The following is a 24,926-nucleotide window of genomic DNA, read 5'->3' as shown; positions in this document are numbered from 1 at the left end:
GTCAAAGATCGAATTACTGCGCAGCGGGAGCAGCCGGGGCCATGGCGCCGCCAGCCGGAGCCGCGGCTGCCGGATCAGCTGGAGCCATTGCGCCGCCAGCGGGCGGAGCGACTTCAGTGGCGGGAGCGGGTGTGGTTGCAGCCGGTGCGGCGGCGGGAGCTGCCGGAGCCGGCGTTGCAGCGCCGGTGGTCGGCACGAAATCGGCAGGCACCAGCGGATCGATTTCAGCGGCGAGCTGCTCGAGCGTCTTGTCACCGCTAAGGGTCTTGCCATTGACATAGAATGTAGGCGTGCCTGCCAGACCAAATTCGCCGAGCGCCTGTTCGCGCACGGCTTCCATCCCGGTGAACAGGGCCTGATTCGTCAATGCGGCGTCAAAAGTTTCCTGGGTAAAGCCCAGCTGCTTGGCGATTTCGAGGATCGCATCGCGCGGGGTCTGCGAGGCAGCCCAGGTGTTCTGCGTCTTGAAATAGGTGTCGAGCACGTTGTGATAGTTGGTCGGGCCGGCGGCCTCGGCCAGCATGAACACGGCGGCGTCAAGCACGTTGCGCACGAACGGGCGGATGATCAGCTTGACCTTGCCGGTATCGACATACTGTTCAATGACGGTCGGCAGCACGTTGACCGAGAAGGCCGCGCAATGCGGGCAGGTCGGGGAAGCATATTCGATCAGGGTCACAGGCGCGTCTTCGCTGCCCAGCACATGGTCGGCGACGCCGCCGGCAGGGGCCATCAGCTTGGCCACGTCGATCATGTCACCTTCAGCAGCGCTGGCGGTGGCGACCCCGCAGAGGCTCAGCGCCGATGCGGCAGCGGCCAGAATAAGGGTGTCACGGCGGGTAAATTTCACGGCTAACGCTCCTGTTTTGTTGTGCGCGACACTACACCGGGCAAATGTGTGGGCAAGTAGGCACATTCATCAACCTACGGTGAACACTCCGGTTGCATTGTCGCATCCAATCCGCAGCTATTTTCGCTCCGACCTGCTGGAGAGCGCGTGACCCAGGGTCCGCAGCGCCTCCCGCAGATGCTCATCCTCGATATCGGCCACCTGGGCCCCGACCTTTGCGGCAACGCTCTGGCTCGGTTGGGTGGATTTCTGCTCCGTGCGGCCTGAACCGGGGGTGAATGCCTCGGCCGAGAGGCGGACAGTACTCACCAGCACGAAGCCGAAATAGCGGTTCACCGCCGCGGCGATCTTAGGACCGTCATGGGCGATGGCCAAAGCATGGCCGGGGATGCAGCGCAGCACCAGCGTCGCGCCCTCTTCGCTGCGCTCGCCGCGCGGCCAGCTCAGCTTGTCGGGAATGGCGACGGCATCATAGGGTTTTGGTGCCATGACCGACCAATAGGCAATGATGTCCCGGCTGGCAAAGCCGCGCTTCTTCAGTACCGGATCGAGCGCGCCCGCTAGCACATCGGCGATATTCATCGTCCGATTGCGGCGTTTCAGCTCTGGGAGGTCGTCCTTGGCCATGATTATGGAGTACCTCCACTGTGCTGCCGTTCACAAGAGCAATGCTGCCTCTTGTGAAGCTGCGGCGGCTGGCTATATCCGATACTGATGTACCTCCCCGACCCCGCTCCCATCGACGCCCCGGCCGTTCTCGCCTGGTATGACCGGCATGCGCGTGACCTGCCGTGGCGGGTGTCGCCAGCCGAGCGGGCGCGGGCGGTCAAGCCTGATCCCTATCGGGTGTGGTTGAGCGAGGTCATGCTGCAGCAGACGACGGTCGCGGCGGTAAAAAACTATTTCCTGCGCTTCACCAGTCTGTGGCCGACGGTGTTCGATCTCGCTGCAGCGCCGCTCGATAGCGTGCTCAAGGAATGGGCGGGGCTAGGCTATTATGCGCGGGCCAGGAACCTGCATGCTTGCGCTGTGGCGGTGGTCGAGCAGCATGGCGGGAAATTTCCGCAGACGTCGGAAGGGCTGCAGAGCCTGCCCGGTGTTGGCGCCTATACAAGTGCGGCAATTGCCGCGATCTGCTTTGATGAGCGCGTGGCCGTGCTCGATGGCAATCTCGATCGGGTGCTGGCGCGCTATTATGCGCTGCCGGTGCCGGTGCGCGAGGCCAAGGAAGAATTGCGTGCGGCGCTGCAGGCCTCGGTGCCGGAGCGGGCGGGGGATTATGCGCAGGCGATGATGGACCTTGGCGCCACCATCTGCGCGCCGCGCACGGCGGTCTGCATGCTGTGCCCGATCCAGCCGGGCTGCGTGGCAACCAAGGCCGGTGATCCGACGCTTTATCCGATCAAGCCGGTCAAGGCCGAGCGACCGACCCGCAAGGGCCATGCCTATGTAATGCTGGATGCGGACGGCGACGTCTATCTGCAAAGTCGCCCGGCCAAGGGCCTGCTCGGCGGCATGACCGAAGTGCCGGGATCGGACTGGGCTGCGACATTGCCGGCGGTGGATTATCCGGCCAAGGGCGACTGGCAGCATCGCGGCCAGGTGGTGCATGTGTTCACGCACTTTCGACTCGAACTGGAAGTCTGGTCGGCCACGGTTGCGGCCGACAAGCTGGACAGCGGCTGGTGGGCGGAGCGCCGGGTGCTCAAGGGCGAGGCACTGCCGACGCTCTATCGTAAGGTGCTGGCGGAGGCCGGTCTGCACTAGCCGGTGGTCGCGATGGAACAGGCTCGGCGCTAGGCGAGTTGAGAGCCATGACCCAGGACGACAGACCTTCCCGCCGGCTCATCTGGTCCGATGAATGTGACGCTCCCGCCGGCACGCCACCCGATCCACGATGGTGGACGCTGGAAACGGGCGATGACGGCTGGGGCAATCAGGAATTGCAGCGCTATACCGATGATCCGGCCAACGCCTTTCACGACGGAGAGGGCAACCTAGTTATCCGGGCTAAAAGAGAGCCGCATGATCTTACCTCCGCGCGGTTGATCAGCAAGGGGCGGTTCGAGTTTCAATATGGCCGGCTGGAATGCCGTGCGCGCGTGCCCGCCGGGAGTGGCCTTTGGTCGGCAGTCTGGATGCTGGGCAATACGATCGATCTTGCAGGCTGGCCAGCCTGCGGCGAGATCGATGTGATGGAACAGCTCGGCGCCCAGCCCAACCGGATTTTCGGGACATTGCATGTTCCTGGTCATTCCGGAAAGCATGGCATCGGTGGGGAGCACACTCTGACCGAGACCCTGTCAGATGAGTTTCACGTCTTTGCCGTGGACTGGCAGGCCGACCGCCTGACCTGGAGCATGGACGGTGCTGAGTATTTTTCGCTGACGGCGCAGGCGCTGGGCTCTGCCTGGCGCTTCGATCATCCGTTCTACATCCTGCTCAACCTGGCGGTGGGCGGTTGGCTGGGTGGAGAAGTGGCTGTGGAGACGGCATTCCCCGCCGATCAGCTGATCAACTATGTCCGGGTCTATGCTCCCGATTGAAACAAAGAGGCCGCCGGGGCAAACCGGCGGCCAGTTCAAGAGCCTGAATGATTGGAGGTCAGAATCAGGCAGAAAGCAAATCAAGTTGTGCACGGACGCCCGTACGAAGATCGTCGATGGGCAGGGAGCGCCCATCTTGTTCGTGGTGCCAGAAGGTCCACCCGTTGCATGCTTCAGCACCCTGAACCAAAGCGCCCACTTTGTGGATGGAGCCCTGGTGTGTGCCGGAGACAAGTGAGCCGTCTGCACGAACCATGGCGAAGTAACGTTTCGTTAAGTCGAAAAGTTGCGTGCCCGGTTCAATCAATCCCTGCTCGATCAGCGAGCCGAAGGGAATGCGGGGTTCCTTGCGCTTTGGCGTCACCGACTGTAGCGCCTCGAAGACGCCGGGCCGGATCGCGGCGATGCGCTTCAGCGCGGCATTGATATAGGTCTCTTCGCGCTCGATGCCGATGAAGTGGCGGCCCAGCTTGCGGGCCACGGCGCCAGTGGTGCCGGTGCCGAAGAACGGGTCGAGCACAATATCGCCGGGCTTGGTCGTGGCATTGAGAATACGGAACAGCAGGGCTTCCGGCTTTTGGGTCGGATGGACCTTTTCGTCGTCGTCGCCCTTGAGGCGTTCGGCGCCGGTGCAGATCGGGAACAGCCAGTCGCTGCGCATCTGCGTATCGTCATTGGCCAGTTTCATCGCTTCATAATTGAAGGTGACGCGGCTTTTTTGCGAGCGGGCGGCCCAGATCAGCGTTTCATGCGCATTGGTGAAGCGCGTGCCGCGGAAATTGGGCATCGGATTGGCCTTGCGCCAGATCACGTCGTTGAGCATCCAGAAATCGAGATCCTGCAATGCCGCGCCGACGCGGAAGATATTGTGGTAGCTGCCGATGACCCAGAGGGCGCCATCGGGCTTCAGCACCCGGCGCGCGGCGGCGAGCCAGGCGCGGGTGAACTTGTCGTAATGGGCAAAGCTGTCGAACTTGTCCCAAGCGTCATCAACCGCATCGACCTTGCTCTGGTCGGGACGGGTCAGCCCCTGCTCAAGCTGCAGATTATAGGGCGGGTCGGCAAAGATGAGATCGACGGAGCCGGCCGGCAAGGCATTCATGTGGTCGATGCAATCGCCCACGAGAATGGTATCGATCGGGAGACGCTGGGTCTCTTCCGCAGCGGCTGACGCAGCCGTACGCGCGGTACGCAACATACACTTAACCCTAACGCAGTACTAACGAGACGGTTATACGCCGGTGAGGTTAATGGAGCGTTTTTAAGGGGTTAGCGGTAGGTTAATCTAAGCGACTTGAATGCGGACGCGGGCCCAGGCTTCGCGGACCGGGGCGAATTCTTCGCGGTGGTGGCGGCAGGGGCCGTGCTCCACCAGGGCCCGCATATGGGCTGGGGTGGAATAGCCCTTGTGGCCGGCAAAGCCGAAATGCGGCGCATCGCAATCCATGACGCGGCACATGCGGTCGCGGGTGACCTTGGCGACGATCGAGGCTGCGGCGATCGAAACGCTGCGGCCGTCGCCGCCAATCAAGGCCAGACCTTCGCAGGGCAGGCCGAGTGGTACATCGCGGCCATCAATCAGCACACGGTCGGGACGGATGCCGAGGCTGTTGGCGGCTTGTGCCATGCCCCAAAGCGTGGCGCCGCGGATATTGTGGCTGAGGATGATCGAGGGCGGGGCGATGACTACGGAGACGGCAAGGGCCGTCGCCATCACCTGCTCGAACAGCACTTCGCGCTGGTCTTCGGTGAGTTTCTTGCTGTCGTTGAGACCTGCAGGAATGGCGTTTGCGTCCAGCACGACCGCCGAAACGACGACCGGGCCGGCCAGCGGACCACGGCCGGCCTCGTCGACGCCCGCGATGACGCGGAAGCCGCACGCCTGCAGCGCCAGCTCGTGGGAATAGTCAGGCTCGGTCTGAAGTGTCGAATCGAACAGCATGGCGCCAGCATCGCCTTCGCGCGGTTCAAGTCAACTAACGAGCCTGTGCCGGTAACCGTCAGGGCGAATTCCCCTTTATTCACAGCGGCGTGCCCTGTTGCGCCACATTGGCTCTGTTATAGTGCCTGGGCTGGGGGCAGCAGCGAGAACCGGCATCATGATTTCCAGGACTGGCATTTTTTTCGCAACATTGGCGCTGCTGGTGACGCCGGCGCTGGCCGATCCGTTCGAGCATTCGAGCGGCGAATGGCGAGAATATCATCGCGACTGGCTCGCTTCCTGTCCAGATGCCATCCATGAGGATGCCACCGACTATTACGGCTTTTCCTGTTTTGCCAGCACCGGTAGCCAGGAGTTGAACAGCGCCAACCTGCCGGCCTACAAGCTGACCCTTATGCGCAACCGGCTAACCGGCGATCTCGATCTCGCCATCACCGTGGCGGCCGATAATGTCGAGGCCGATACAAGCCGCAAGATTATCCTGGCCTTTGGCGGCGCAGCGCCGGTGAGCCTGGATTTCACCACGGATCTGGAAACTCGCTACAATACCATCAACCAGTTCTATGTGGTGGATCCCGCCCTCAAGGCCGAGCTGATCGAACGTCTCAAGGCGCGCAATGCGGTGTCGGTCACCCTGCCGCTGACCGGCCCTAAAACTAACCAGACGGTGTGGTTTTCCTTACGCGGCGTGGCGGCTTCGCTTGACTTCATGGCGACCTATGCCCGACGGGTCGCTCAATACTGATCCTACTTCCTGGAAATTCTGCATGATCCTCAAGCCCGGCGCCGCCCTGCTGTTTGATATCGACGGCACGCTGGCCGATACCGATCCGATCCATCTCGAAGCCTTCAACCGCACCTTCGAGCCCTATGGCCACCACTTCGACAAGGCGCGTTTTGCCCTGGAGCTGCAGGGCTTTGCCAATGCGGCGACGGCTGCCCGCTTCGTGCCGCATCTGTCGGTGGAGGAGGGGGCGGAAGTATTGCGCGGCAAGGAGACGATCTTCCGCGAACTGGCCGCCACATCGATCCATGCCGTGCCCGGCCTGTTCGAACTGATGGATATGGCAGACGCGCTTGGCCTGCCCATGGCGGCGGTGACCAATGCACCCCGCGCCAATGCTGAGTTGATCCTCGATGGACTGGGCATTCGCAGCCGCTTCAGGGCCGTGGTGATCGGCGAAGAGCTGGCGCATGGCAAGCCACATCCGCTGCCCTATCTCGAAGGCCTCCGGCTGATCGGCGGCGATGCCGTCCATGCGGTGGCATTCGAGGATTCGCGCACCGGCATTGCCTCGGCCACGGCAGCCGGAATTGCCACGGTGGGCATCCGCACCAGCCTGTTGCATGAGGACATGATCGCGGCCGGCGCGGTGCTCTCGGTGGACGGCTATGACGATCCCGCGCTGCATGCGTTCATTGAGTCACGGGTGGCGGAGGCCTAGAACAGACTCATCTGCCGGTCTTCCAGCCGCGGTGCAACGAAGAGGTCATTGCGCAGACCGGGCAGCTTGACCTCGAGGCCATAGCGTTCGCGGGCCTTGTCGAAGCGCTGGCGCAGCAGGGTGGCATACGGGCCTTCGCCGGTCATGCGGGTGCCCCAGCGGGCGTCATAATCCTTGCCGCCGCGCGTATCGCGCACCAGGGCCAGCACATGGCGGACCCGGTCGGGGAAATGGCGCAGCAGCCATTCGCGGAAAATGTCGCGCACTTCGCCGGGCAGGCGCAGCAGGATCATTGAAGCGCTGACCGCGCCCTGCGCCTTGGCAGCATCGAGAATGCGCTCGAGCTCCATGTCGTTGATCGCCGGGATCATCGGCGAGGCAAACACCGCCACCGGCACGCCCGCCTCGCTGAGGAGGCGGATGGCTTCGAGGCGTCGCGCCGGGGAGGAGGCGCGCGGCTCCATCTTGCGGCTCAGCTTGTGATCCATCGAGGTCATCGAAATGGCGACCTTGACCAGGCCCAGCTTGGCCAGTTCGGTCAGCAGGTCCAGGTCGCGGATGATCAGTGCCGACTTGGTGGTGATCATCACCGGGTGACGGGTTTCCAGCATGACTTCGAGAATGCCGCGCGTCAGCTTGTGTTTGCGCTCGGCCGGTTGGTAGGGGTCGGTATTGGTGCCCATGGCGATGGGTTTCACCTTGTAGCTCCTGGCGCCGAGCTCGGCGCGCAGCGCCTCGACAGCATTGACCTTCACATAGATGTCGCGCTCGAACTCGACGCCGGCCGAATGGCCGAGGAAGGCATGGGTCGGGCGGGCAAAGCAGTAGGAACAGCCGTGCTCGCAGCCGCGATAGGCATTGATCGAGCGCTCGAAGCCGATGTCCGGGCTGTCATTGGACGTGATAATGGTCTTGGCGCGTTCGACATGCTCCACGGTCTCGAAGATCGACAGAGGTTCGACATTGTCCCAGCCGTCATCCGCGCGCTCGCGGGTGAGTTTTTCGAAGCGGCCGGTGGTGTTGGACTGCGCGCCGCGGCCCCGGATGCGGTCGGGATCGAGCAGTTCGCGCCGTGCCAGATCGGCGTCGCGGCTGCGGCTGAGTTTTTCCAGGGCTTCGAACGAGGGGGCCTGATAGAGGGCCATGAGACATCTCCTGCCGGACGCGCAACAGTCGAATCGTGACCCGTTAACGCGTATCGAGATGTAACAGTTTCATGAGAACGAAACAAGAACAGTTAAGGTTTGTCCCGCTCACCTTTCTTGTCGCCACGGCACATATGGGCGTTTGACCCAGCCATTGAAAGACCGCGCGACGCCAAAATGCATCGCAGAATTGCGATAGAGTGGGTGGACGCGTCACGGGCCCGCGATTACACAACCAGACCTTGCTTCCGCGCGCCGCCATGCGGGAAGCAAGGTCGATCTCTCAATGCTGATCCGCGCCATCTGTGCAGCGTTTTGAACCGAGCTCTGACGATCAAACTGCTGACACACGCTGTCGCGCAAAAATTGAAGAGTGACGTCGAACACCACCGACGCCATCCGTCGTCCTGACGACACGCCAAATAATGTTGAGGAATATCATGAGTACCGACGCTGTGACTTTTGACGCCATGCCGGTCGATACGCCGCTTGTGGAGGATCATTCCGCCCGCAACCGGCTGGTGATTGCCCTTCTGCTCGTCTCGGCCTTCGTGGTCATTCTCAATGAAACCATCATGGGCGTGGCCGTGCCGCACCTGATGGGTGACCTCGGCGTCACTGCCGGCGCCGCCCAGTGGCTGACCACGGGCTTCCTGCTCACCATGGCCGTGGTCATCCCGATCACTGGCTACCTGCTGCAGCGCCTGAACACCCGCCCGGTCTTCATGCTGGCGATGAGCTTTTTCACGCTCGGTACGCTGATCTGTGCCGCCGCCCCTGGCATTGAATTGCTGATCGTCGGCCGCGTCGTGCAGGCCGTCGGCACCGCCATCATGATGCCGCTGCTGATGACCACGGTGATGAACCTGGTGCCGCCGGAATCGCGCGGCAAGACCATGGGCAATATCTCCATCGTCATCTCGGTAGCGCCCGCCATCGGCCCGACTATTTCCGGCCTGATTCTGTCGGTGCTGGAATGGCGCTGGATGTTCATCCTGGTCTTGCCGATCGCACTCGGCGCGCTGGCTCTGGGCGCTACGCTGATCAAAAATGTCTCGGTGCCGTCCAAGGCGCCGCTTGACTTGTTGTCGGTGCTGCTGTCGATCATCGGCTTCGGTGGTTTCGTCTATGGCCTGTCTGGCCTGGGCGAAGGCGCCCTTCACGCCGCAGATGCCGCGCCGCCCCTGTTCCCGTCCTGGCTGCCCATCGTGGTCGGCGTCGTCTTCATCGCCATCTTCGTGTTCCGCCAGCTGGCGCTGCAGCGCGACAACAAGGCCCTGCTTGATCTTCGTACACTGACTTCGAAGAACTTCTCCATCTCGGTGGTCATGATGGCCGTGCTGATGATTGCGATGTTCGGCTCGATGATCATGCTGCCGATCTACCTGCAGAGCGTCATTGGTCTCTCCACGCTGCAGACCGGCCTGCTGATGCTGCCCGGTGGCCTGGTAATGGGCCTTTGTGCGCCCTTCGTCGGCTCGCTGTTCGACAAGATCGGCCCGACGCCGCTGCTGGTGCCGGGTGCCATCATGCTCAGCGCGGTGATGTGGGCGGCAGCGCTGGTTCAGGTCGACACGCCGATCTGGGCGCTGCTGGCCGGCCATCTGGTGCTCAGCATCGGCCTTGCGCTGATGTTCACGCCGCTGTTCACCGCCAGCCTTGGTTCGCTCAAGCCGCATCTCTACTCGCATGGCAGCGCCATGATCGGCACCACCCAGCAGGTGGCCGGTGCGGCCGGCACGGCGCTATTCGTGGCGCTGATGACGCTGCAGACGGCAAGCCTTGTTGCGGGTGGTACGGAGCCGGTGGCGGCACTGGCCGGCGGCATTCGCTCGGCCTTCTTCGTGGGCGCCATCATCTCGCTGTTTGCAGTGGCCGCGGCCTTCTTCATCCGCAAGCCGGAAGGTGGCGCGCCGGGCATGGGCCACGGCCACTAGGCCGCCAAAATCAAGTCTTCAGCGGCGCCTTCGGGCGCCGTTGTTTTTTGCGGGGAAGCACGCAAACTCAACCTATTCCGGCGAGATTTTGTTAACGGCGCCGTCCTAAGGCTCTAGCTTGCCTGGCCTCCGTGCCGGCGCGGAGATCGCTTTGGATAGTTTCAGCAATTTTGCCTTCCTGCTCCCCATCACCATGGCGCTGTTTGCCGTGGTTTTCCTGGTCATTGGCGGCCTCGGCCACGCCGCGGCCCGCGCCTGGGGACTGGCTTTCCTGTTTGGCGCGCTGTGCTATCTCGCGCCCCTGCTGCCGATCGCCATTCCCCTGCAGGCGCTGTTCGCCAATGCGGCAATCCTCGTCTCGTTTTACTATTATGGCGAAGCTTTGCTGCGCCATTTCGGCGCCCCACGGCTGACCGGGCTGCGGCTGGTGTTCTCGCTGATCGCCTATGGCATGATCATCGTCACCGTGGTTGGCATCGACAGCCTGCAGCTTACCCTCCTCTCCAGCGACGTGGCTGTCGCGCTGCTGCTGGGCGTGCCGCTGCTGATGGTCATCCGTCGCGCGCATACCGCCATGGACCGGGTGCTGGTCGGCGTGGCGGGGGTGGTGCTGCTCGACATCGTCGTACGGCTGATCGTTTTTAACGTGCTGGTCGGCATCAGCCAGGAGCTGAGCGATTTCGCCAATTCCTCCTACACTTTCTACATGCAGGTCAGCGTCGGTGTGCTGAGCGTTGCCTTTGCGCTGGCCGGGCTGGGCTCGGTGGCCTTTGCCCAGCTCGACACCTATCGCCATGCCGCCGAACAGGATCCGCTGACCGGCCTGCTGAATCGCCGTGGCTTCGACAGTGCTGTGGCCTCGCTCAGCATGGCCCAGCGGGTGGCCGGCGTCGTGATGGCCTGCGATGTCGATAACTTCAAACAGGTCAATGACAGCTTCGGGCATGCCTCTGGCGACCTGGTTCTGGCCGGGCTGGCGGACCTGCTGCTGTCGCGTCTCCCCAGTTCGGCACTGGTGGCGCGCTTCGGCGGCGAGGAATTCGTGGTCTTCCTGCCCGACATGCCGCTGGCCAGCGGCGCAGCACTCGGCCAGTCGATCCGCGCCGATTTTTCGGCCCGCGACTGGCGCGCCGCGGGCGTGCATCGGCAGATCACCATGAGCCTCGGTGTTGCTGCACCGGCGGGCACGGAAAGCTCGCTACATGACGCGCTGGCCCGTGCCGATCGCGCGCTTTATGCCGCGAAGACCGCCGGCCGCAATCAGGTGATGATCGATGCCGGCGAGGCTTATGTACCGGGCCTGCGGATCGTGCCGGCGGCTTAGCGTTCGTCGAGGCGGGGCATCAGTTCGACAAAATTGCACGGCTTGTGCCGGTAATCGAGCTGATGGGTGAGAATACCCTCCCAGGCGTCGCGGCAGGCGCCGCGCGAGCCGGGCAGGCAGAAGACGAAGGTGGTGCCGATGAGGCCCGCCGTGGCGCGCGACTGGATCGAGCTGGTGCCGACGGTGGTCGCCGAATATTGGTGGAACAGCACGGAAAAGCCTTCCATCCGCTTGTCGAACAACGGTTCGACGGCTTCCGGCGTGATGTCACGACCGGAAAAACCCGTGCCTCCGGTGGTGAGGATAACATCGACCTCCGGGTCGGCGACAAAGCCCTGTACGGCGGCGCGCACCAGCTGGATTTCGTCGCGCACCACGACGCGTTCCGCACAGCGGTGACCATCGGCTTCCAGCAGCGACGTGAGCAGGGCGCCGCCGGTGTCGGTTTCCAGCGTCCGCGTGTCCGACACGGCGATCACGGCGATGGATAGGGGCTTGAATTCCCGGTCTTCAAATCGTGCCGTTTTGAACATCGCGTCGATCCTCGTTCTGCGTCGCCAATTCTGCGGGCACAGGCGCTTCGGCATGCCCCATTTCGGGCGTATCACTATCAGTCCGCGGATCGAGCACAATGGTTTCCGGCGTTTCGCTGCCCATCGGCTTGAACGGCGCGCGATAGGCTGCATCGAGGCTCTTGCGCTGGCTCATGCGCCAATAGGCAAAACCGGTGATGATGGCGTGGAAGACGGCGGTGACCATGAACAGCGAGGCCGGCGAAATGGCGCCCATCAGCAGCGAGGCAATGGTCGGGCCGATGGCGAGACCGACGCCGAGGATCAGCAGCATGCCGCCAGCGACGCGGGCGAATTCGCCATCCTTGGCAAAGTCGTTCGCATGCGCCACCGCGATCGGATAGAGCGGATTGGCGGCGAGGCCGTAGAGCGCAAACAGCACATACATGATCCAGCCCGGTCCCGGATTGATCAGGACAATCAGCGCACCGGTGACGGCTGCCGCACCACCGAGGCCCACCATCACCCAGCGGCGGTCGATGCGGTCCGACAGGCGGCCGAATGGAATCTGGCCGATGGCGCCGGCAATGGCGGCGATGGCAAAGAGGAAGGCGATGCCGCCGGAATCTAGCCCCTGCTCATAGCCATAGACCGGGGCCAGCGTGCCGAAGGAGCCATTGGCCATGCCGCAGCAAAAGGCCGCTGCGGCTGCAACCGGCGAGGTGCGGATCAGGAGGCGCAGGTCGAGCTTGGCTGAAGCCAGCGGACGGGGCTGCGGGCTCGAGGTCAGGGCTGTGGGCAACACGGCGCAGATGAAGCTGATGGCGCCGACGATAAAGGGCACATAGCCGGCGGTGCCGGTCATCGACATGGCCACTTGCCCGAGCGTCGAGGAGGCCATGTTGATGGTCGTATAGATCGAAAAGATCGTGCCGCGGCTCTTGTTCTCGGCCACTTCGTTCAGCCAGCTCTCCACGATCATCGCCGCGCCGGCAAAACAGAAGCCCGACAGCGCGCGCAGCAGGATCCAGCTGACGTCGTTGACCAGCAGCAGGTTGAACAGGATGGTGACCGTGCCGATGGCCGCCATCACCGAAAAGGCGCGGATATGGCCAACCTTGCGCACGATCAGCGGCACGCAGATCGAGCCGGCCACGAAGCCGACCGACCAGCCGGTGCCGATCAGGCCCAGCGACAGCAGCGAAAAGCCTTCCTCGGCGCCACGCACCGAGAGCAAGAGACCCTGCAGCCCGCCGCCGAACATCAACAGCGCAGAACCCAGGAACAGGGCGTAGATCTTGATAACTGAGGCCATGACGCTTTCGGCTGTGCTGGAACGGAAGAACGTTGCAAATCACGCAACGGTGACGATAACGCGGCATTCCGAAAATGGCAGGGCGAAAGTGCGAGCGGCAGAAACTATTCTGCCGAGGCGAGGCCGAGTTCGGCGATCTTGAGCTTGAGGCTGAGCATGTCGCGCCAGGCCTGTTCCTTGGCCGGTGGATTGCGCAGCAGATAGGCTGGGTGCAGGGTCGGGATGGCCTGGACGGGGTGGTTGCCGATGGTGACATCGCTCCACTTGCCGCGCATCTTGATGATACCATTGGTGGTGGAAAACACCGTCTGCATGGCGGGGCCGCCCAGCGTCATGACGACTTTCGGGGCGACCAGTTCGACCTGGCGATGCAGGAAGGGCAGGCAGAGCGCCATTTCTTCTGGGGTCGGCGTGCGATTGCCGGGCGGGCGCCAGGGTACTGTGTTGGCGATATAGACCTTGGTGCGATCGAGGCCGATGGCCGCCAGCATGCGGTCGAGCAATTGGCCGGACTTGCCGACGAAGGGCTTGCCCTGGCGGTCCTCTTCGGCGCCGGGCGCTTCGCCGATCAGCATGATCTCAGCCTCAGGATTACCATCGGCAAATACCAGTTGCGTGGCGCGCAGTTTGAGGCCACAGCCGTCATAGGCGCCGAGCAGGGTTTGCAATTCGTCGAGCGACTGCGCAGAGGCGGCGAGGCTGCGCGCTTCGGAGGGATCGCCACCCAACAGGACAGGGGCCTCGACAGGGCGTTCGGCAAAGCCGGGGCTTACCGCGACAGCCGGGACCGGCGTCACGCGGGCAGGCGGACGCTGGGCGAAGCGATCGACCGGCTCTTCGCCCACGGCGGTATCGACCCCGGCGGCCCGATACCAGTCGAGCACGCTGAGCATTTCCTCGTGATTTAGCGGTCGATCTTCAGCCATGTTCTCTGTTATGTCACAGCCCGTTTGGCGCGGCCAGCCGCGCACCCAGAAGGTTGAGGCATTCCTATATGGCAGAGGCCGGCGCGCGCGAAACCCTTTCGACCGACGTCTTGATCGTCGGCGCGGGTCCGTCGGGCCTTGCCGCGGCGATTCGCATCAAGCAGCGCCATCCAGAAATCGCCGTGACCGTGGTGGAAAAATCTGCCGAAATCGGCGGGCACATCCTCTCCGGCGCAGTGATGGACCCGGTGGGCCTCGATGCGCTGATCCCGGATTGGCGCCTCAAGGGTGCGCCAGTGGGGCCGGATGTTACCAGCGATACCTATCATTACCTCACTGCCAAACATGATTTTGCGCTGCCGCATGCACTGATGCCGCCGCAACTCAAGACTCCCAATGGTGTCATCGTCAGCCTGGGCCAGCTGGTGCAATGGCTGGGCGAGCAGGCGGCCGAGCTGGGCGTCGATATCTTCCCGATGACGGCGGCCGTCGATGTGCTGAGTTCTGAGGGTGGTCCGGTGCGCGGCATCATCACGGGCGATCTTGGCCGGGATCATGACGGCAATCCCAAGCCGGGCTTTGCCGAGGGCATTGCGCTCGAGGCCAAGTACACGCTGATCGCCGAAGGCGCGCGCGGGTCGCTGGCCAAGCAATTGGTGCTGGCGCATGAGCTGGAGCGCGAGCCGCAGAAATACGGCCTGGGCATCAAGGAAGTCTGGGAGGTTCCGGCCGATCGCCACCAGCCTGGCCGGGTGGATCACTATCTCGGCTTCCCGCTCGACAATGGCACGGCCGGCGGCGGCTTCGTCTATCATGCCGAGGACCGCAAGCTCTATGTCGGGCTGGTGACCTATCTCGACTACCGGGACCCGACGCTTTCGCCCTTCGACGAATTCCAGCGCTTCAAGACGCATAAGTCGGTGGCGCCTTTGCTCGAAGGCGCGACGCGGATCAGCTATGGCGCGCGGGCGGTCACGGCGGGTGGCTGGCAGTCGGTTCCCACGCTGGCCTTTCCGGGCGGTGGGCTGATTGGCTGTGCCGCTGGTTTCATGAATGCACCGCGGCTCAAGGCGATCCACAATGCGATCCTCTCGGGCATTGGCGCGGGTGATGCCGTGACCGCTGCCATCGGCAAGGGCCGCCAGCACGACCTGATCAAGGATTTTGGTCGCCACGTGATGTCGACCGGCATTGCCACCGAGCTCAAGGGCGTGCGCAACGTCAAGCCGTTGTGGACCCGGTTCGGCACCTTCGTCGGCGCGCTGGCAGGGGGCGTGGAGCTATGGAGCTCGGCCATTCTTGGTCACTCGCTGCTCGGCACGCTGCATCACCAGAAGCCGGATTTTCAGGGCCTCAAGCCCAAGGGCGTTTTGCCCGCGCGAGAATACGCCAAGCCGGATGGCAAGCTGACCTTTGATCGCGCGTCCTCGGTCTATCTGGCCAATCTGGCGCATGACGAGGACCAGCCGGTGCATCTGCGACTCGCCGATCCGGCCGTGCCGATCCGCGATAACCTCCCGAAATATGGCGAGCCGGCGCCGCTCTATTGTCCGGCCGGGGTCTATGAAGTGGCGGAAGAAAACGCCACCCCGGTGTTCCGCATCCACGCCGCCAATTGCGTGCATTGCAAGACCTGCGACATCAAGGATCCGGCGCAAAATATCACCTGGGTACCTCCAGAAGGGGGGAGCGGCCCGAATTACAGCGCAATGTAATGATGGGGCTGCATCACGCTATGTGGCGCGCCCTTGCGGAGCAGTCCCAAAACGGACAATCTTCGCCGCCAGAACGGGCCCCAGCGCCCAAGGGAGTTTCAAGCCTCGTGATATCGCTTCTGCATCGTTTCGCCCGCCCGGCGCTTGTGGCCGTCCTGCTCTCGGCGACGGCACTCCAGCCCGCCAATGCCGTGGAGTCGGTGCAGACGGCCCAATCTAATCCGCTGACCTCTTTCGACCTGCTGCCGCTGTTCCGCCCCAGCGTCACCGGCTCCTACATGGCCGGCCAGCAGGCGCTGCAGGATCTGCGTAGCGAAGAAGCCGCCCGCTATTTCAACCAGGCGGCGCTGGCCGATTGGGGTAATCCGATCATCGTCGAGCGCGCCTTTATAGCCCTGGCGGCCGATGGCCAGATCGGCCAGGCTGCGTCGACAGCCAAACACCTGCTCGAACTCGATCCGAACAATGAGCTGGCCGAACTGGTCGTCGCTACCGAAGCCCTCAAGGAGCGCCGCTATGGCGCGGCTGAAAAGCTGCTCGGCTCCATCGGCCAGGACAGTTTTACCGGCATCACTGCCAGTATCCTGCAGGCTTGGGCGCTGGTGGGCGACAATCGCAAGGCGGATGCCGACGCGGTGATGGAAAAGCTGGCTGCCGCGGGTCTCGAGGATTTCCTGGTGTTTCACCGCGCCCTGATGGCGGAAGCCTCGGGCGACAATGCCGAGGCCATCGAGCTCTCCGGCCGCGCCTTTGATACCGAACCCTATGTAGCGCGCATCGTCGAAGTCTATGCCCGCAGCCTCGCCAATGCCGGACAGTTTGACGAAGCCAAGGAAGTCATCGCCCAGTTCGAAGACCAGGGCCTGACGCATCCGATCGTCAGCCTCGTCAAGGCGCAGATCGATGCGGGCCAGCGTCCGGGGATTTTCGCCACCAATGTGCAGGTCGGCGCCGCCGAAATGTTCCATGGCATCGGCGTCGCCCTGTCGCGCGATGGCAGCCTTGACCTGTCGCTAGTCTTCCTGCGCCTCGGGCTCTATCTCGATCCATCGGCCGATGTGGTGTCGCTGGCGCTGGGGCAATTGCTAGATACCGCCAACCAGCATGATGCTGCCAACCTGATCTATGAGGCCGTCCCGGCCACCTCGCCGATGAAGCCGACGGCAGTGGTGCGTGTTGCCACCAATCTCGACGCCAAGGGCGATCGGCCGGAGGCTTTGCGGCGGCTCAACAATATCGTCACCAGCCGGCCGGAAGACCTCGATGCCATTTCCGTCTATGGCGACCTGCTGCGCTATGACGAGCAATACACGCAGTCGGCCGAGGCCTATACCAAGGCGCTGGCGCTGACTGGCGGCGAAAACCTCTCCGACTGGCGCTTCTACTATGTCCGCGGCATTGCCTATGAGCGGGCCAAGGAGTGGCCCAAGGCCGAAGCCGACTTCCTCAAGGCACTGGATCTCAACCCCGACCAGCCGGCCGTTTTGAACTATCTCGGCTATAGCTGGATCGACCAGGACATGAACCTCGAGCCGGCTCTCGAAATGATCGAAAAGGCCGTCGAAGCCCAGCCGCAGGATGGCTATATCGTCGATTCGCTGGGCTGGGCTTTCTACAAGCTCGGCCGGATCGATGAAGCCGTCACGACACTCGAGCAGGCGGTGCTGCTGCGTCCCAATGATGCCGAAATCAATGACCACCTGGGCGATGCCTATTGGAAGGCTGGCCGCAAGCTGGAAGCGCGCTTCCAGTGGAACGTCGCCTCGTCGGTCGATCAGGAAGGCAATGTGAAAAAGCGCGTGGTGCCCAAGCTGGCCGACGGGTTGACCGAAGCCAACCAGACCAAATAGCCCGATGGTCGAACCTTTCGTCCAGCTGGCGCCGGCCAAGGTCAACCTTGCGCTGCATGTCACCCGTCGTCGCGAGGACGGCTATCACGACCTCGAAAGCCTGGTGGTGTTTGCCGACTTGGCCGACGAGCTGGAAGCGCGGCCGGCGGCAGCGGATTCGCTGACCATTGGTGGACCTTTCGGCAAGGGGCTGGGCACCGGCGAAAGCAATCTGGTATCGCGGGCTGTGGCGGGGTTCCGGGCGCGTTGGCCGGATGCGGTCGAGACGGGCCTTGCCATGCATCTCACCAAAAACCTGCCGGTTGCGGCTGGCATTGGCGGTGGTTCGGCCGATGCGGCAGCAGCGCTGCGAATGATGGCGGGATTGTCCAACAAGCCGATTGCTGTGTCTGAACTGACCGACCTTGCAGCGCGGCTGGGTGCTGACGTGCCGGCCTGCCTCGTTTCGGCACCATTGGTGGCGCGGGGCGTGGGCGAAGTGCTGGCGCCTTTGCCGGAATTTCCGGCTTGCCATATCGTGCTGGTCAATCCGATGATCCCGCTGGCCACGGCCGACGTGTTCCGCCGCTTGCGGGCACATGACAACTATCCCCTGCCGGAACTGCCCAACCCGCTGACGCGACCGGCACAGCTGGGCATCTGGCTGGCGGAGACGCGCAACGACCTTGAACCACCCGCGGTCAAACTGGTGCCGGTGATCGGCGCGATCGTTGATGAACTGGCCCAGACTCAAGGTTGCATTTTGGCGCGCATGTCGGGGTCGGGCGCGACCGTGTTCGGCCTGTTCGGCTCAAGCGGGCAGGCGCATCAGGCAGCGCAGGTGATGCGGGCCAGCCATCCGGACCATTGGGTTGCGGCAGCACCGCTTCTGGTGCCTTGAGTAGGGCCTAGTAAGCCCGGATCACGCTGAATTCGACGACATCGCTAAGCAATGCGCGCATCGGAGATTCCGGCAGGAGGTCCAGCGCCGCCTGGGCCGAGCGCGCGTGGGCGTGGGCCTGGTCCATGGTGCGGGTCAGGGTGTTGTGCTTTTCCATCACGGCAACCACGGCGGCGACCTGTTCGGCCGTCGCTTCGGCATCGCCGAGGGCTGCAGTGATCGTTTCGCGCTCGTCGGCGCTGCCTTCGGCCAGGGCCAGAATCACCGGCAGGGTCATCTTGCCTTCGCGCAGGTCGTCGCCGACATTCTTGCCCAAAGTGCCGGACTGCCCGCCATAGTCGAGCACGTCATCGACCAGCTGGAAGGCATTGCCCAGTTCGAGGCCATATTCCGCCAGTGCTTTGCGGCCGGCGTCATCGGCACCGCCCGACATGGCGCCAACTTCGCAGGCAGCCTGGAACAACACGGCGGTCTTGGCACGGATCACTTCGGCATAGTCCTGCGGCGTTGTGGTCAGGTCGCCGGTCTTGGCAAGCTGGAACACTTCGCCTTCGGCCATTACTGCGGAAGCCGCCGACAGCACGCCGAGCGCGCCGATATCGCCGGTTTCCACCATCATCATGAAAGCCTGGCCGAGCAGGAAATCGCCGACAAGAATGGAAGCCTTGTTGCCCCAGACCATGCGGGCGGCCGGCTTGCCGCGGCGCATGTCGCTCTCATCGACGACATCGTCGTGGAGCAGCGTGGCATTGTGCATGAATTCCACGGCGGCAGCGAAATTGATCGCCGTGCCGGTGCCCTTGGCAAAAAGCTGTGCGGCCGCCACGGTCAGCATCGGGCGCAGGCGCTTGCCACCGCTCTCGATGAGGTAGCGGGCGAGCTCGGGCACCATTTCGACATGGGAATCGGCGCGGCTCAGGATCAGCGCATTGACCTTGGCCATATCGGCCTCGGTGGCGAGGAGCAGGCGCTCGATCGGGTTGGCGGCCGGAGCCTCTTTGATCTGCGTCAGAACTGACACTCTTGTTCCGTCCTCATTTGCCTCAGTGGCAAATCTGGTTGAGCCTGCCACGCCGGCGCATGTATGGTCGCACCAAACCGGCCTTTAAGGGTGCGATGTCCCTAGACCAGCCTCAAAGCTTTGTAAAACACCAATCCATCACGCGCGACGCCTTTTTGGGTGGGCGGCTCACTCTGTCGCAGCCAAGCCACGGTTTCCGGGCCGGTTTGGACAGCGTGCTGCTGGGTGCGGCGGTGGGGCAGGGGCGCAAAAACCTGCTCGATCTGGGCTGTGGCGTCGGCACGGCGGGCTTCGTGGCCATGCATTATGGACGGATTCTGAACGCCACTCTGGTGGATCAAAATGCCGAGATTGTGGATCTGGCCAGAACCAATGCGACGGACAATGGCTTCGCCGAGCGGGCGACGGTTTTGGTTGCCGATATTACGGCGCGTGGCGCCGAGCGTCAGGCAGCGGGACTTGTGGAGAATGGCTATGACGTCGTCATCGCCAATCCACCCTTTTTTGCCGATGGGGCGGGGACGCTGGCGGTGGATCGCGGACGGGCCGACGCGCGGCATATGGATGCGGCCATGCTTGACCTGTGGATCAAAACGGCGGCCAGTGCGGCGGCGGCGGGAGGTGAGATCATTTTCGTCTATCCCTCGACAAGTCTGTCGCCTCTGCTGGCCGGGTTCGAGCAGCGCTTCGGGGCGGTGACCGTGCTGCCTCTGGCGCCGCGGGCCGAGGCGCCGGTGAGCCGGGTGCTGATACGCGGCATCAAGGGCTCGCGAGCACCGATGACGCTGCTGTCGAGCCGGGTGCTGCATGGCGAGGGCCGGAGTTTTGCCCCCGAGTTCGAAGCAATCTTTCGTGGCGAGGCGCGGCTCGTCTGGTAATCGCGGTCGCGCCATCCTAAATCTGGCGCAAAGCAAGAAGGATCGAGCATGGCCGAACCGACCACGCCGAAGCGGAACTGGCTGCAGCGCCTGACTGGCCGCGGCAAGACCGTCATTCCCGTCGTCCGCCTCCATGGCGTCATCGCCGCCGATCAGCGCCAGGGACGGCTCAATATCGCGACCGTCGCGCCGCTGCTGAAACGGGCCTTTGCCATCAAATCGGCGCCGGTGGTGGCGATTGTGATTAATTCTCCCGGTGGTTCTCCAGTGCAAAGCAGACTGATCGCCAAGCGCATTCGCGATCTCGCCAGCCAGCACGACAAGCGCGTGCTGGTCTTCGTGGAAGATGCGGCGGCGTCGGGCGGCTATTTCATTGCCGTGGCCGGCGACGAAATCATCGTCGATCCCTCGTCCATCGTCGGTTCCATCGGCGTCATTATGGCCGGCTTCGGCTTTGTCGGCGCGCTGGAAAAGCTGGGCGTCGAGCGGCGCGTGCATACGGCCGGCAATAACAAATCAACGCTCGATCCCTTCCTGCCGGAAAAGCAGGATGACGTGGAGCGCATCAAGCAGTTCGAGCTCGATATCCATCAGGTGTTCATCGATTTCGTGAAGGCCCATCGCGTCGGTAAGCTCAAGGCAGCCGACGAGGTGCTGTTCACCGGGCAATGGTGGACCGGCTTGCGTGGCGTGGAACTGGGGCTGGTCGATGCCATCGGCGATCTGCATGAGACGCTGACCATCCGCTATGGCCAGGATATCGCCCTCAAGCTGATCGAGCCCAAGCGGCCGTTCTTCGGCCTGCCGCGCCTTGGGTTTTCGACCGGCGAGATTGCCGCGACGATCGAGGATCGCGCGGCCTGGGGGAGGTTCGGCCTGTGATCTGGCGCGTCGTCATCTTTGCCGTCATAGGCGTGGTCATTTTTCTCGGCGTGCGCAAGATCTGGCGCGACTGGACCGGCCAGTTCAATGCCGAGGAACAGGAAGCCAGGCGCCTGCGCCGCGAACGCGACCTGCGCGAACGGGACCAGCCCGGCGTCATCGACCTCAAGCGCGACGAAGACGGCACCTATCGCCCCGGCGATGACGACAAACGCCGTTGACCATGAAGACCGCTCAAACTAGAGGTTGAGCCGCCTTTTCGCAGGACTGCCAGATGACCAATCGCCCGTCGCATATGGACCCGAAAAACTCCTTCCAGGGTCTGATCCTCACGCTGCAGCAGTTCTGGGCGGAGCAGGGCTGCGTCATCCTGCAGCCCTATGACATGCAGATGGGCGCCGGCACCTTCCACACCGCGACGACCTTGCGTGCGCTGGGCCCCAAGCCGTGGAAGGCCGCCTATGTGCAGCCCAGCCGCCGGCCCAAGGACGGCCGCTATGGCGAAAACCCCAATCGTCTGCAGCACTATTACCAGTTCCAGGTGATCCTCAAGCCATCGCCTCCTGACATCCAGGAGCTCTATCTTAAGTCGCTGGCCGCCATCGGGCTCGATGCGAGCCTGCATGACGTGCGCTTTGTGGAAGACGACTGGGAAAGCCCGACGCTGGGCGCCTGGGGGCTCGGCTGGGAATGCTGGTGCGACGGCATGGAAGTCAGCCAGTTCACTTACTTCCAGCAGGTCGCCGGCTTTGAATGCTCGCCTGTGCCGGGCGAGATTACCTATGGGCTAGAACGCCTCGCCATGTATGTGCAGGGCGTTGAAAACGTCTACGACCTCAATTTCAACGGCGGCACCGGCGACGACAAGGTCACCTATGGCGACGTCTTCCTGCAGAACGAGCAGGAAAGCTCGAAGTACAATTTCGAAGCCGCCGACACCGAAATCCTGTTCCGCCACTTTGCCGATGCCGAACAGGAATGCCGGGCCATTCTCGCCAAGGGCGCCGAAGGCAATCGCCAGACCATGGCCATTCCGGCCTATGAGCAGGTGGTCAAGGCCTCGCATAACTTCAACATGCTCGACGCCCGCGGCGTCATCTCGGTGACTGAGCGCCAGAGCTATATCCTGCGCATCCGCGACCTCGCCAAGAGCTGCGGCGAAGCCTGGCTGCAAACCGCTGGTGGCGGGGCGGAATAAGCTCCGCAATACCATTGCGTGCCTGACGGCGCAGTGCCAATGTCCGCAGCATTTGCGGGAGAAAGCACAATGTTCGGTTGGATTATCCTTGGCCTCGTCGTCCTGGCGGCAGCCTATGCCGTGATGCTCTATAACGGCCTGGTCAAGAACCGGCAGTTGGTGGAAGAGGGCTGGTCGGGCATCGACGTGCAGCTCAAGCGCCGCACCGACCTGATCCCCAACCTGATGGAAACCGTGAAGGGCTATATGGGTCACGAGCGCGAGACGCTCGAAGCGGTGACCAATGCCCGCGCGGCGGCGACAAGCGCCGCCAATGGCACGCCCGAACAGCGCGCCGCGGCCGAAGGCCAACTCTCGGGCGCCCTGGGCCGGCTGATCGCCACGGCCGAGGCCTATCCCGACCTCAAGGCCAATACGACCTTCCTCGAATTCCAGGCGGCGCTGCAGACCGTGGAAGACGAAATCCAGATGGCCCGCCGCTATTACAATGGCTCGGTGCGCAATATGAACACCATGGTCGAATCCGTGCCCTCCAACTTCATCGCCGGCCCTTTCGGCTTCCAGAAAGCGCAGTATTTCGAGCTGGAGAACGAAGCCGACCGCGCCGTGCCGACCGTCAAGTTCAACTAGACGCCATGCGCGCCATGCTCCGTTCCCTTGCTGCCCTCCTGCTGGGGCTGCTGCTCGTTGTGCCCGCCCTGGCGCGCGAGGAGATTGCTGGCCTTACCTCGGACGTGACGCTCCGCACCGATGGATCGGTACGCGTGGTGGAAATGATCGAGGTCAATGCCGAGGGCGTGGAGATCCGGCGCGGCATCTATCGCGATATCCCGACGGTGCAGCTGTCGATCTCGGGGCAGAAGATCCGCTCCAGTCTCGACGTGGAGAGCGTGACGCGCGATGGCCAAGACGAGCCCTTCCGCACCGAGCGGATGGGCAATTTCGTCCGCATCTGGATCGGTGACAGCGAGCAGTTCATTTCGCGCGGCCGGCATCGCTACCAGATCACCTACACCATGGACCGCATGGCTCGCAGCTTTGAGGACCATGACGAGCTCTATTGGAACGCCACCGGCAATTACTGGATTTTCCCGATCGTCAAATCCTCGGCGCGGGTGACCCTGCCGGATGGCGCGGTGATTTCCGACATGGTGGGCTATACCGGCCCGGTCGGTTCGACCGAGCAGGCGGTGATCATCACCCGCACCGGCGATAATACGGCCGTGTTCCGCACCGAGCGCCAGCTCGGCGCTGGCGAGGGCATGAGCTTTGCGGTGAAATTCCAGAAGGGCGTGCTGGTGCCGCCCAGCGGCGCCGACGGCTTTTTCCAGTGGCTGTCCGACACCCGGGAAATCTTCCTGCCGATCCTCGGCGTCATCTTGGTGCTGGGCTACAATGTGCTGGCCTGGAGCCGGGTCGGGCGCGACCCGGAAAAGGGCACCATCATCCCGCTGTTCCATCCGCCCAAGGATTTCTCGCCGGCCCTGACGCATTTCGTGCATCACTGGGGCTTCCAGAACTGGACGGCCTTTACAGCCACGGTCTTCGACCTTGGGGTCAAGGGTCTGGTGCGGATTGAAAATCCCAAGGATGCGCTGACCGTGGAAGTGACCGGCAAGGCGCCGGACGAAAAGCTGCCGGCCGGCGAACGGAAGCTGTTCGACTATTTCAAATCCAAGGGCCGCATTACGATCAACACCAGCAACGGTCCCGAGATTGCCGCGCAGCGCAGCGCGCTGCATGCGGCGATCAGCAATGAAAACCGTGCGGTCTGGTTCAACCACAATTTCGGCTATGCCGCGCTGAGCTTTGTCCTGGCGATTGGCGTGCTCATTGCCCTGGTCTGGTTCGAGGCGCTGGAGCCGGAGTGGTTGGCCGCAGCCGTGGTTGTCGGCCTTGTGCTCGGGTTGGTCGGCATGCTGGGCAACAAGCTGTGGCAGGGCGGCGGCTTCCGGCGGTTCTTCGTCATCCTCTGGGTTGGCATCGTCGGCTTCAACCTGCTCGGCGGCGGGCTGGAAGCCTTCACGCATCTGTCGATCAACACCGCTGCCGTCGCGGCTGGTTCGATCGTGTTGATCACCGTGATCTTTGCCGTGCTGATGCGGGCGCCGACCATCCAGGGCCGCAAGGTCATGGACCAGATCGACGGCTTCAAGATGTATCTCGATACGGCCGAGAAGAACCGGCTCAACATCATCAATGAGCCGCCGATGACGGTGGATCGCTTCGAGCGCATCCTGCCCTATGCCATCGCGCTGGGCGTCGAAAAGCCATGGTCGGAGCATTTCGAGGGCGAGCTGTCGCGCAATGCCATCGAAGGCATGGCGCCGGGCACGGCCTATAGTCCCTATTGGTACACCGGCGCGTCGAGCTTCGAGCGCGGCGGCCTGTCCAATGCGATCAGTGCAGCGTCGAGCGGCATGACCGCGGCCATGGTGGCGGCACAGCCCGTGCAGGCCAGCTCGTCGGGCTTCGGCTCCAGCGGCGGCGGGGGCGGCGGCGGTGGATTTTCGGGCGGCGGTGGCGGCGGCGGCGGCGGTGGCGGCTGGTAATCGCCAAT

24 protein-coding genes are annotated in these 24,926 nt (G+C 63.3%); 15 read left to right on the top strand and 9 right to left on the bottom strand.

Translation table 11 applies throughout. The features are described from left to right. Positions 1-13 precede the first annotated feature (13 nt). Both BM045_RS05680 and BM045_RS05675 read right to left on the bottom strand, forming a co-directional pair. On the bottom strand, positions 14-850 hold the full coding sequence (locus BM045_RS05680; protein WP_170848390.1) for a DsbA family protein: 837 nt from the start codon (positions 848-850) through the stop codon (positions 14-16). Between the two features lie 117 nt (positions 851-967). Beyond that, entirely contained in the window at positions 968-1,477 is a 510-nt protein-coding gene (locus BM045_RS05675) for a DUF721 domain-containing protein (protein ID WP_092180429.1), read from the bottom strand. Between the two features lie 87 nt (positions 1,478-1,564). Between BM045_RS05675 and mutY the strand changes: the two genes are divergently transcribed. Both mutY and BM045_RS05665 read left to right on the top strand, forming a co-directional pair. Further along, the gene (gene mutY, locus BM045_RS05670; protein ID WP_092180427.1) at positions 1,565-2,617 is read left to right on the top strand and encodes an A/G-specific adenine glycosylase; all 1,053 of its coding nucleotides are present in this window, start codon (positions 1,565-1,567) and stop codon (positions 2,615-2,617) included. A 47-nt stretch (positions 2,618-2,664) separates the two neighbouring features. Continuing rightward, positions 2,665-3,396: a glycoside hydrolase family 16 protein gene (locus BM045_RS05665; protein ID WP_092180425.1), complete on the top strand. Its 732-nt coding sequence runs from the start codon at positions 2,665-2,667 to the stop codon at positions 3,394-3,396. Between the two features lie 64 nt (positions 3,397-3,460). Here BM045_RS05665 and BM045_RS05660 read toward each other — a convergent pair whose 3' ends face one another. Next, positions 3,461-4,594: a site-specific DNA-methyltransferase gene (locus BM045_RS05660; RefSeq protein ID WP_092180423.1), complete on the bottom strand. Its 1,134-nt coding sequence runs from the start codon at positions 4,592-4,594 to the stop codon at positions 3,461-3,463. Between the two features lie 87 nt (positions 4,595-4,681). Beyond that, positions 4,682-5,338 carry a ribonuclease HII gene (locus BM045_RS05655; protein ID WP_092180421.1) on the bottom strand — a complete coding sequence of 219 codons (657 nt, stop codon included), beginning with the start codon at positions 5,336-5,338 and terminating at the stop codon, positions 4,682-4,684. A 157-nt stretch (positions 5,339-5,495) separates the two neighbouring features. Between BM045_RS05655 and BM045_RS05650 the strand changes: the two genes are divergently transcribed. Continuing rightward, the gene (locus BM045_RS05650; protein WP_139198719.1) at positions 5,496-6,083 is read left to right on the top strand and encodes a hypothetical protein; all 588 of its coding nucleotides are present in this window, start codon (positions 5,496-5,498) and stop codon (positions 6,081-6,083) included. 22 nt (positions 6,084-6,105) lie between these two features. Continuing rightward, on the top strand, positions 6,106-6,783 hold the full coding sequence (locus BM045_RS05645; RefSeq protein ID WP_092180417.1) for an HAD family hydrolase: 678 nt from the start codon (positions 6,106-6,108) through the stop codon (positions 6,781-6,783). Here BM045_RS05645 and BM045_RS05640 read toward each other — a convergent pair. Further along, complete coding sequence (locus BM045_RS05640) at positions 6,780-7,928, bottom strand: PA0069 family radical SAM protein (RefSeq protein WP_092180415.1); 1,149 nt, start codon at positions 7,926-7,928, stop codon at positions 6,780-6,782. The genes BM045_RS05645 and BM045_RS05640 overlap by 4 nt on opposite strands. Before the next feature lie 440 nt (positions 7,929-8,368). Between BM045_RS05640 and BM045_RS05635 the strand changes: the two genes are divergently transcribed. Both BM045_RS05635 and BM045_RS05630 read left to right on the top strand, forming a co-directional pair. Further along, a complete protein-coding gene (locus tag BM045_RS05635; RefSeq protein ID WP_092180413.1) occupies positions 8,369-9,865 on the top strand; it encodes a DHA2 family efflux MFS transporter permease subunit in 1,497 nt (498 codons plus the stop codon). Positions 9,866-10,016: 151 nt separating this feature from the next. Next, entirely contained in the window at positions 10,017-11,189 is a 1,173-nt protein-coding gene (locus BM045_RS05630; protein ID WP_139198718.1) for a GGDEF domain-containing protein, read from the top strand. On the opposite strand, the gene moaB is transcribed toward BM045_RS05630, so the two are convergent. The 3 genes from moaB to BM045_RS05615 all read right to left on the bottom strand — a co-directional run bounded on the left by moaB (position 11,186) and on the right by BM045_RS05615 (position 13,942). Next, positions 11,186-11,722, bottom strand: a complete 537-nt coding sequence (gene moaB / locus BM045_RS05625; protein ID WP_170848389.1) for a molybdenum cofactor biosynthesis protein B — start codon at positions 11,720-11,722, stop codon at positions 11,186-11,188. The genes BM045_RS05630 and moaB overlap by 4 nt on opposite strands. Beyond that, positions 11,700-13,016 (bottom strand): MFS transporter, encoded by a 1,317-nt coding sequence (locus BM045_RS05620; RefSeq protein ID WP_092180407.1) that lies wholly within the window; start codon positions 13,014-13,016, stop codon positions 11,700-11,702. The genes moaB and BM045_RS05620 overlap by 23 nt, the downstream gene beginning before the upstream one ends. 104 nt (positions 13,017-13,120) lie before the next feature. Further along, the gene (locus BM045_RS05615) at positions 13,121-13,942 is read right to left on the bottom strand and encodes a uracil-DNA glycosylase (protein ID WP_092180405.1); all 822 of its coding nucleotides are present in this window, start codon (positions 13,940-13,942) and stop codon (positions 13,121-13,123) included. Positions 13,943-14,010: 68 nt separating this feature from the next. Here BM045_RS05615 and BM045_RS05610 point away from each other — a divergent pair, with 68 nt between their 5' ends. The 3 genes from BM045_RS05610 (at position 14,011) to BM045_RS05600 (ending at position 18,387) form a co-directional block, all read left to right on the top strand. Next, on the top strand, positions 14,011-15,657 hold the full coding sequence (locus BM045_RS05610) for an electron transfer flavoprotein-ubiquinone oxidoreductase (RefSeq protein ID WP_092180403.1): 1,647 nt from the start codon (positions 14,011-14,013) through the stop codon (positions 15,655-15,657). Between the two features lie 107 nt (positions 15,658-15,764). Next, complete coding sequence (locus tag BM045_RS05605; protein ID WP_170848388.1) at positions 15,765-17,507, top strand: tetratricopeptide repeat protein; 1,743 nt, start codon at positions 15,765-15,767, stop codon at positions 17,505-17,507. A 4-nt stretch (positions 17,508-17,511) separates the two neighbouring features. Further along, positions 17,512-18,387 carry a 4-(cytidine 5'-diphospho)-2-C-methyl-D-erythritol kinase gene (locus BM045_RS05600; protein WP_092180399.1) on the top strand — a complete coding sequence of 292 codons (876 nt, stop codon included), beginning with the start codon at positions 17,512-17,514 and terminating at the stop codon, positions 18,385-18,387. A 7-nt stretch (positions 18,388-18,394) separates the two neighbouring features. Here the strand turns inward: BM045_RS05600 and BM045_RS05595 are convergent, their stop codons facing one another. Then, a complete protein-coding gene (locus BM045_RS05595; protein WP_244522880.1) occupies positions 18,395-19,408 on the bottom strand; it encodes a polyprenyl synthetase family protein in 1,014 nt (337 codons plus the stop codon). Between the two features lie 38 nt (positions 19,409-19,446). On the opposite strand from BM045_RS05595, the gene BM045_RS05590 reads away from it, so the two are divergent. The 6 genes from BM045_RS05590 to BM045_RS19060 all read left to right on the top strand — a co-directional run bounded on the left by BM045_RS05590 (position 19,447) and on the right by BM045_RS19060 (position 24,918). Continuing rightward, positions 19,447-20,286, top strand: coding sequence for a tRNA1(Val) (adenine(37)-N6)-methyltransferase (locus tag BM045_RS05590; RefSeq protein WP_139198717.1), 840 nt, complete (start codon positions 19,447-19,449; stop codon positions 20,284-20,286). Positions 20,287-20,334: 48 nt separating this feature from the next. Beyond that, the gene (locus BM045_RS05585; protein ID WP_092180395.1) at positions 20,335-21,168 is read left to right on the top strand and encodes a S49 family peptidase; all 834 of its coding nucleotides are present in this window, start codon (positions 20,335-20,337) and stop codon (positions 21,166-21,168) included. Continuing rightward, on the top strand, positions 21,165-21,389 hold the full coding sequence (locus BM045_RS05580; protein WP_092180393.1) for a hypothetical protein: 225 nt from the start codon (positions 21,165-21,167) through the stop codon (positions 21,387-21,389). The genes BM045_RS05585 and BM045_RS05580 overlap by 4 nt, the downstream gene beginning before the upstream one ends. Positions 21,390-21,463: 74 nt before the next feature. After that, the gene (locus BM045_RS05575; RefSeq protein WP_092180989.1) at positions 21,464-22,366 is read left to right on the top strand and encodes a glycine--tRNA ligase subunit alpha; all 903 of its coding nucleotides are present in this window, start codon (positions 21,464-21,466) and stop codon (positions 22,364-22,366) included. A 69-nt stretch (positions 22,367-22,435) separates the two neighbouring features. Continuing rightward, positions 22,436-22,996: a LemA family protein gene (locus tag BM045_RS05570; protein ID WP_092180391.1), complete on the top strand. Its 561-nt coding sequence runs from the start codon at positions 22,436-22,438 to the stop codon at positions 22,994-22,996. A gap of 14 nt (positions 22,997-23,010) precedes the next feature. Further along, positions 23,011-24,918 (top strand): DUF2207 domain-containing protein, encoded by a 1,908-nt coding sequence (locus BM045_RS19060; RefSeq protein WP_210184979.1) that lies wholly within the window; start codon positions 23,011-23,013, stop codon positions 24,916-24,918. Positions 24,919-24,926: the final 8 nt, after the last annotated feature.

The sequence above is a fragment of the Devosia sp. YR412 genome, assembly GCF_900110945.1.
Lineage (GTDB): Bacteria > Pseudomonadota > Alphaproteobacteria > Rhizobiales > Devosiaceae > Devosia.
The sequence above is the reverse complement of the archived record's forward strand: the minus strand, read 5'-3'. Positions and strand labels throughout refer to the sequence as shown.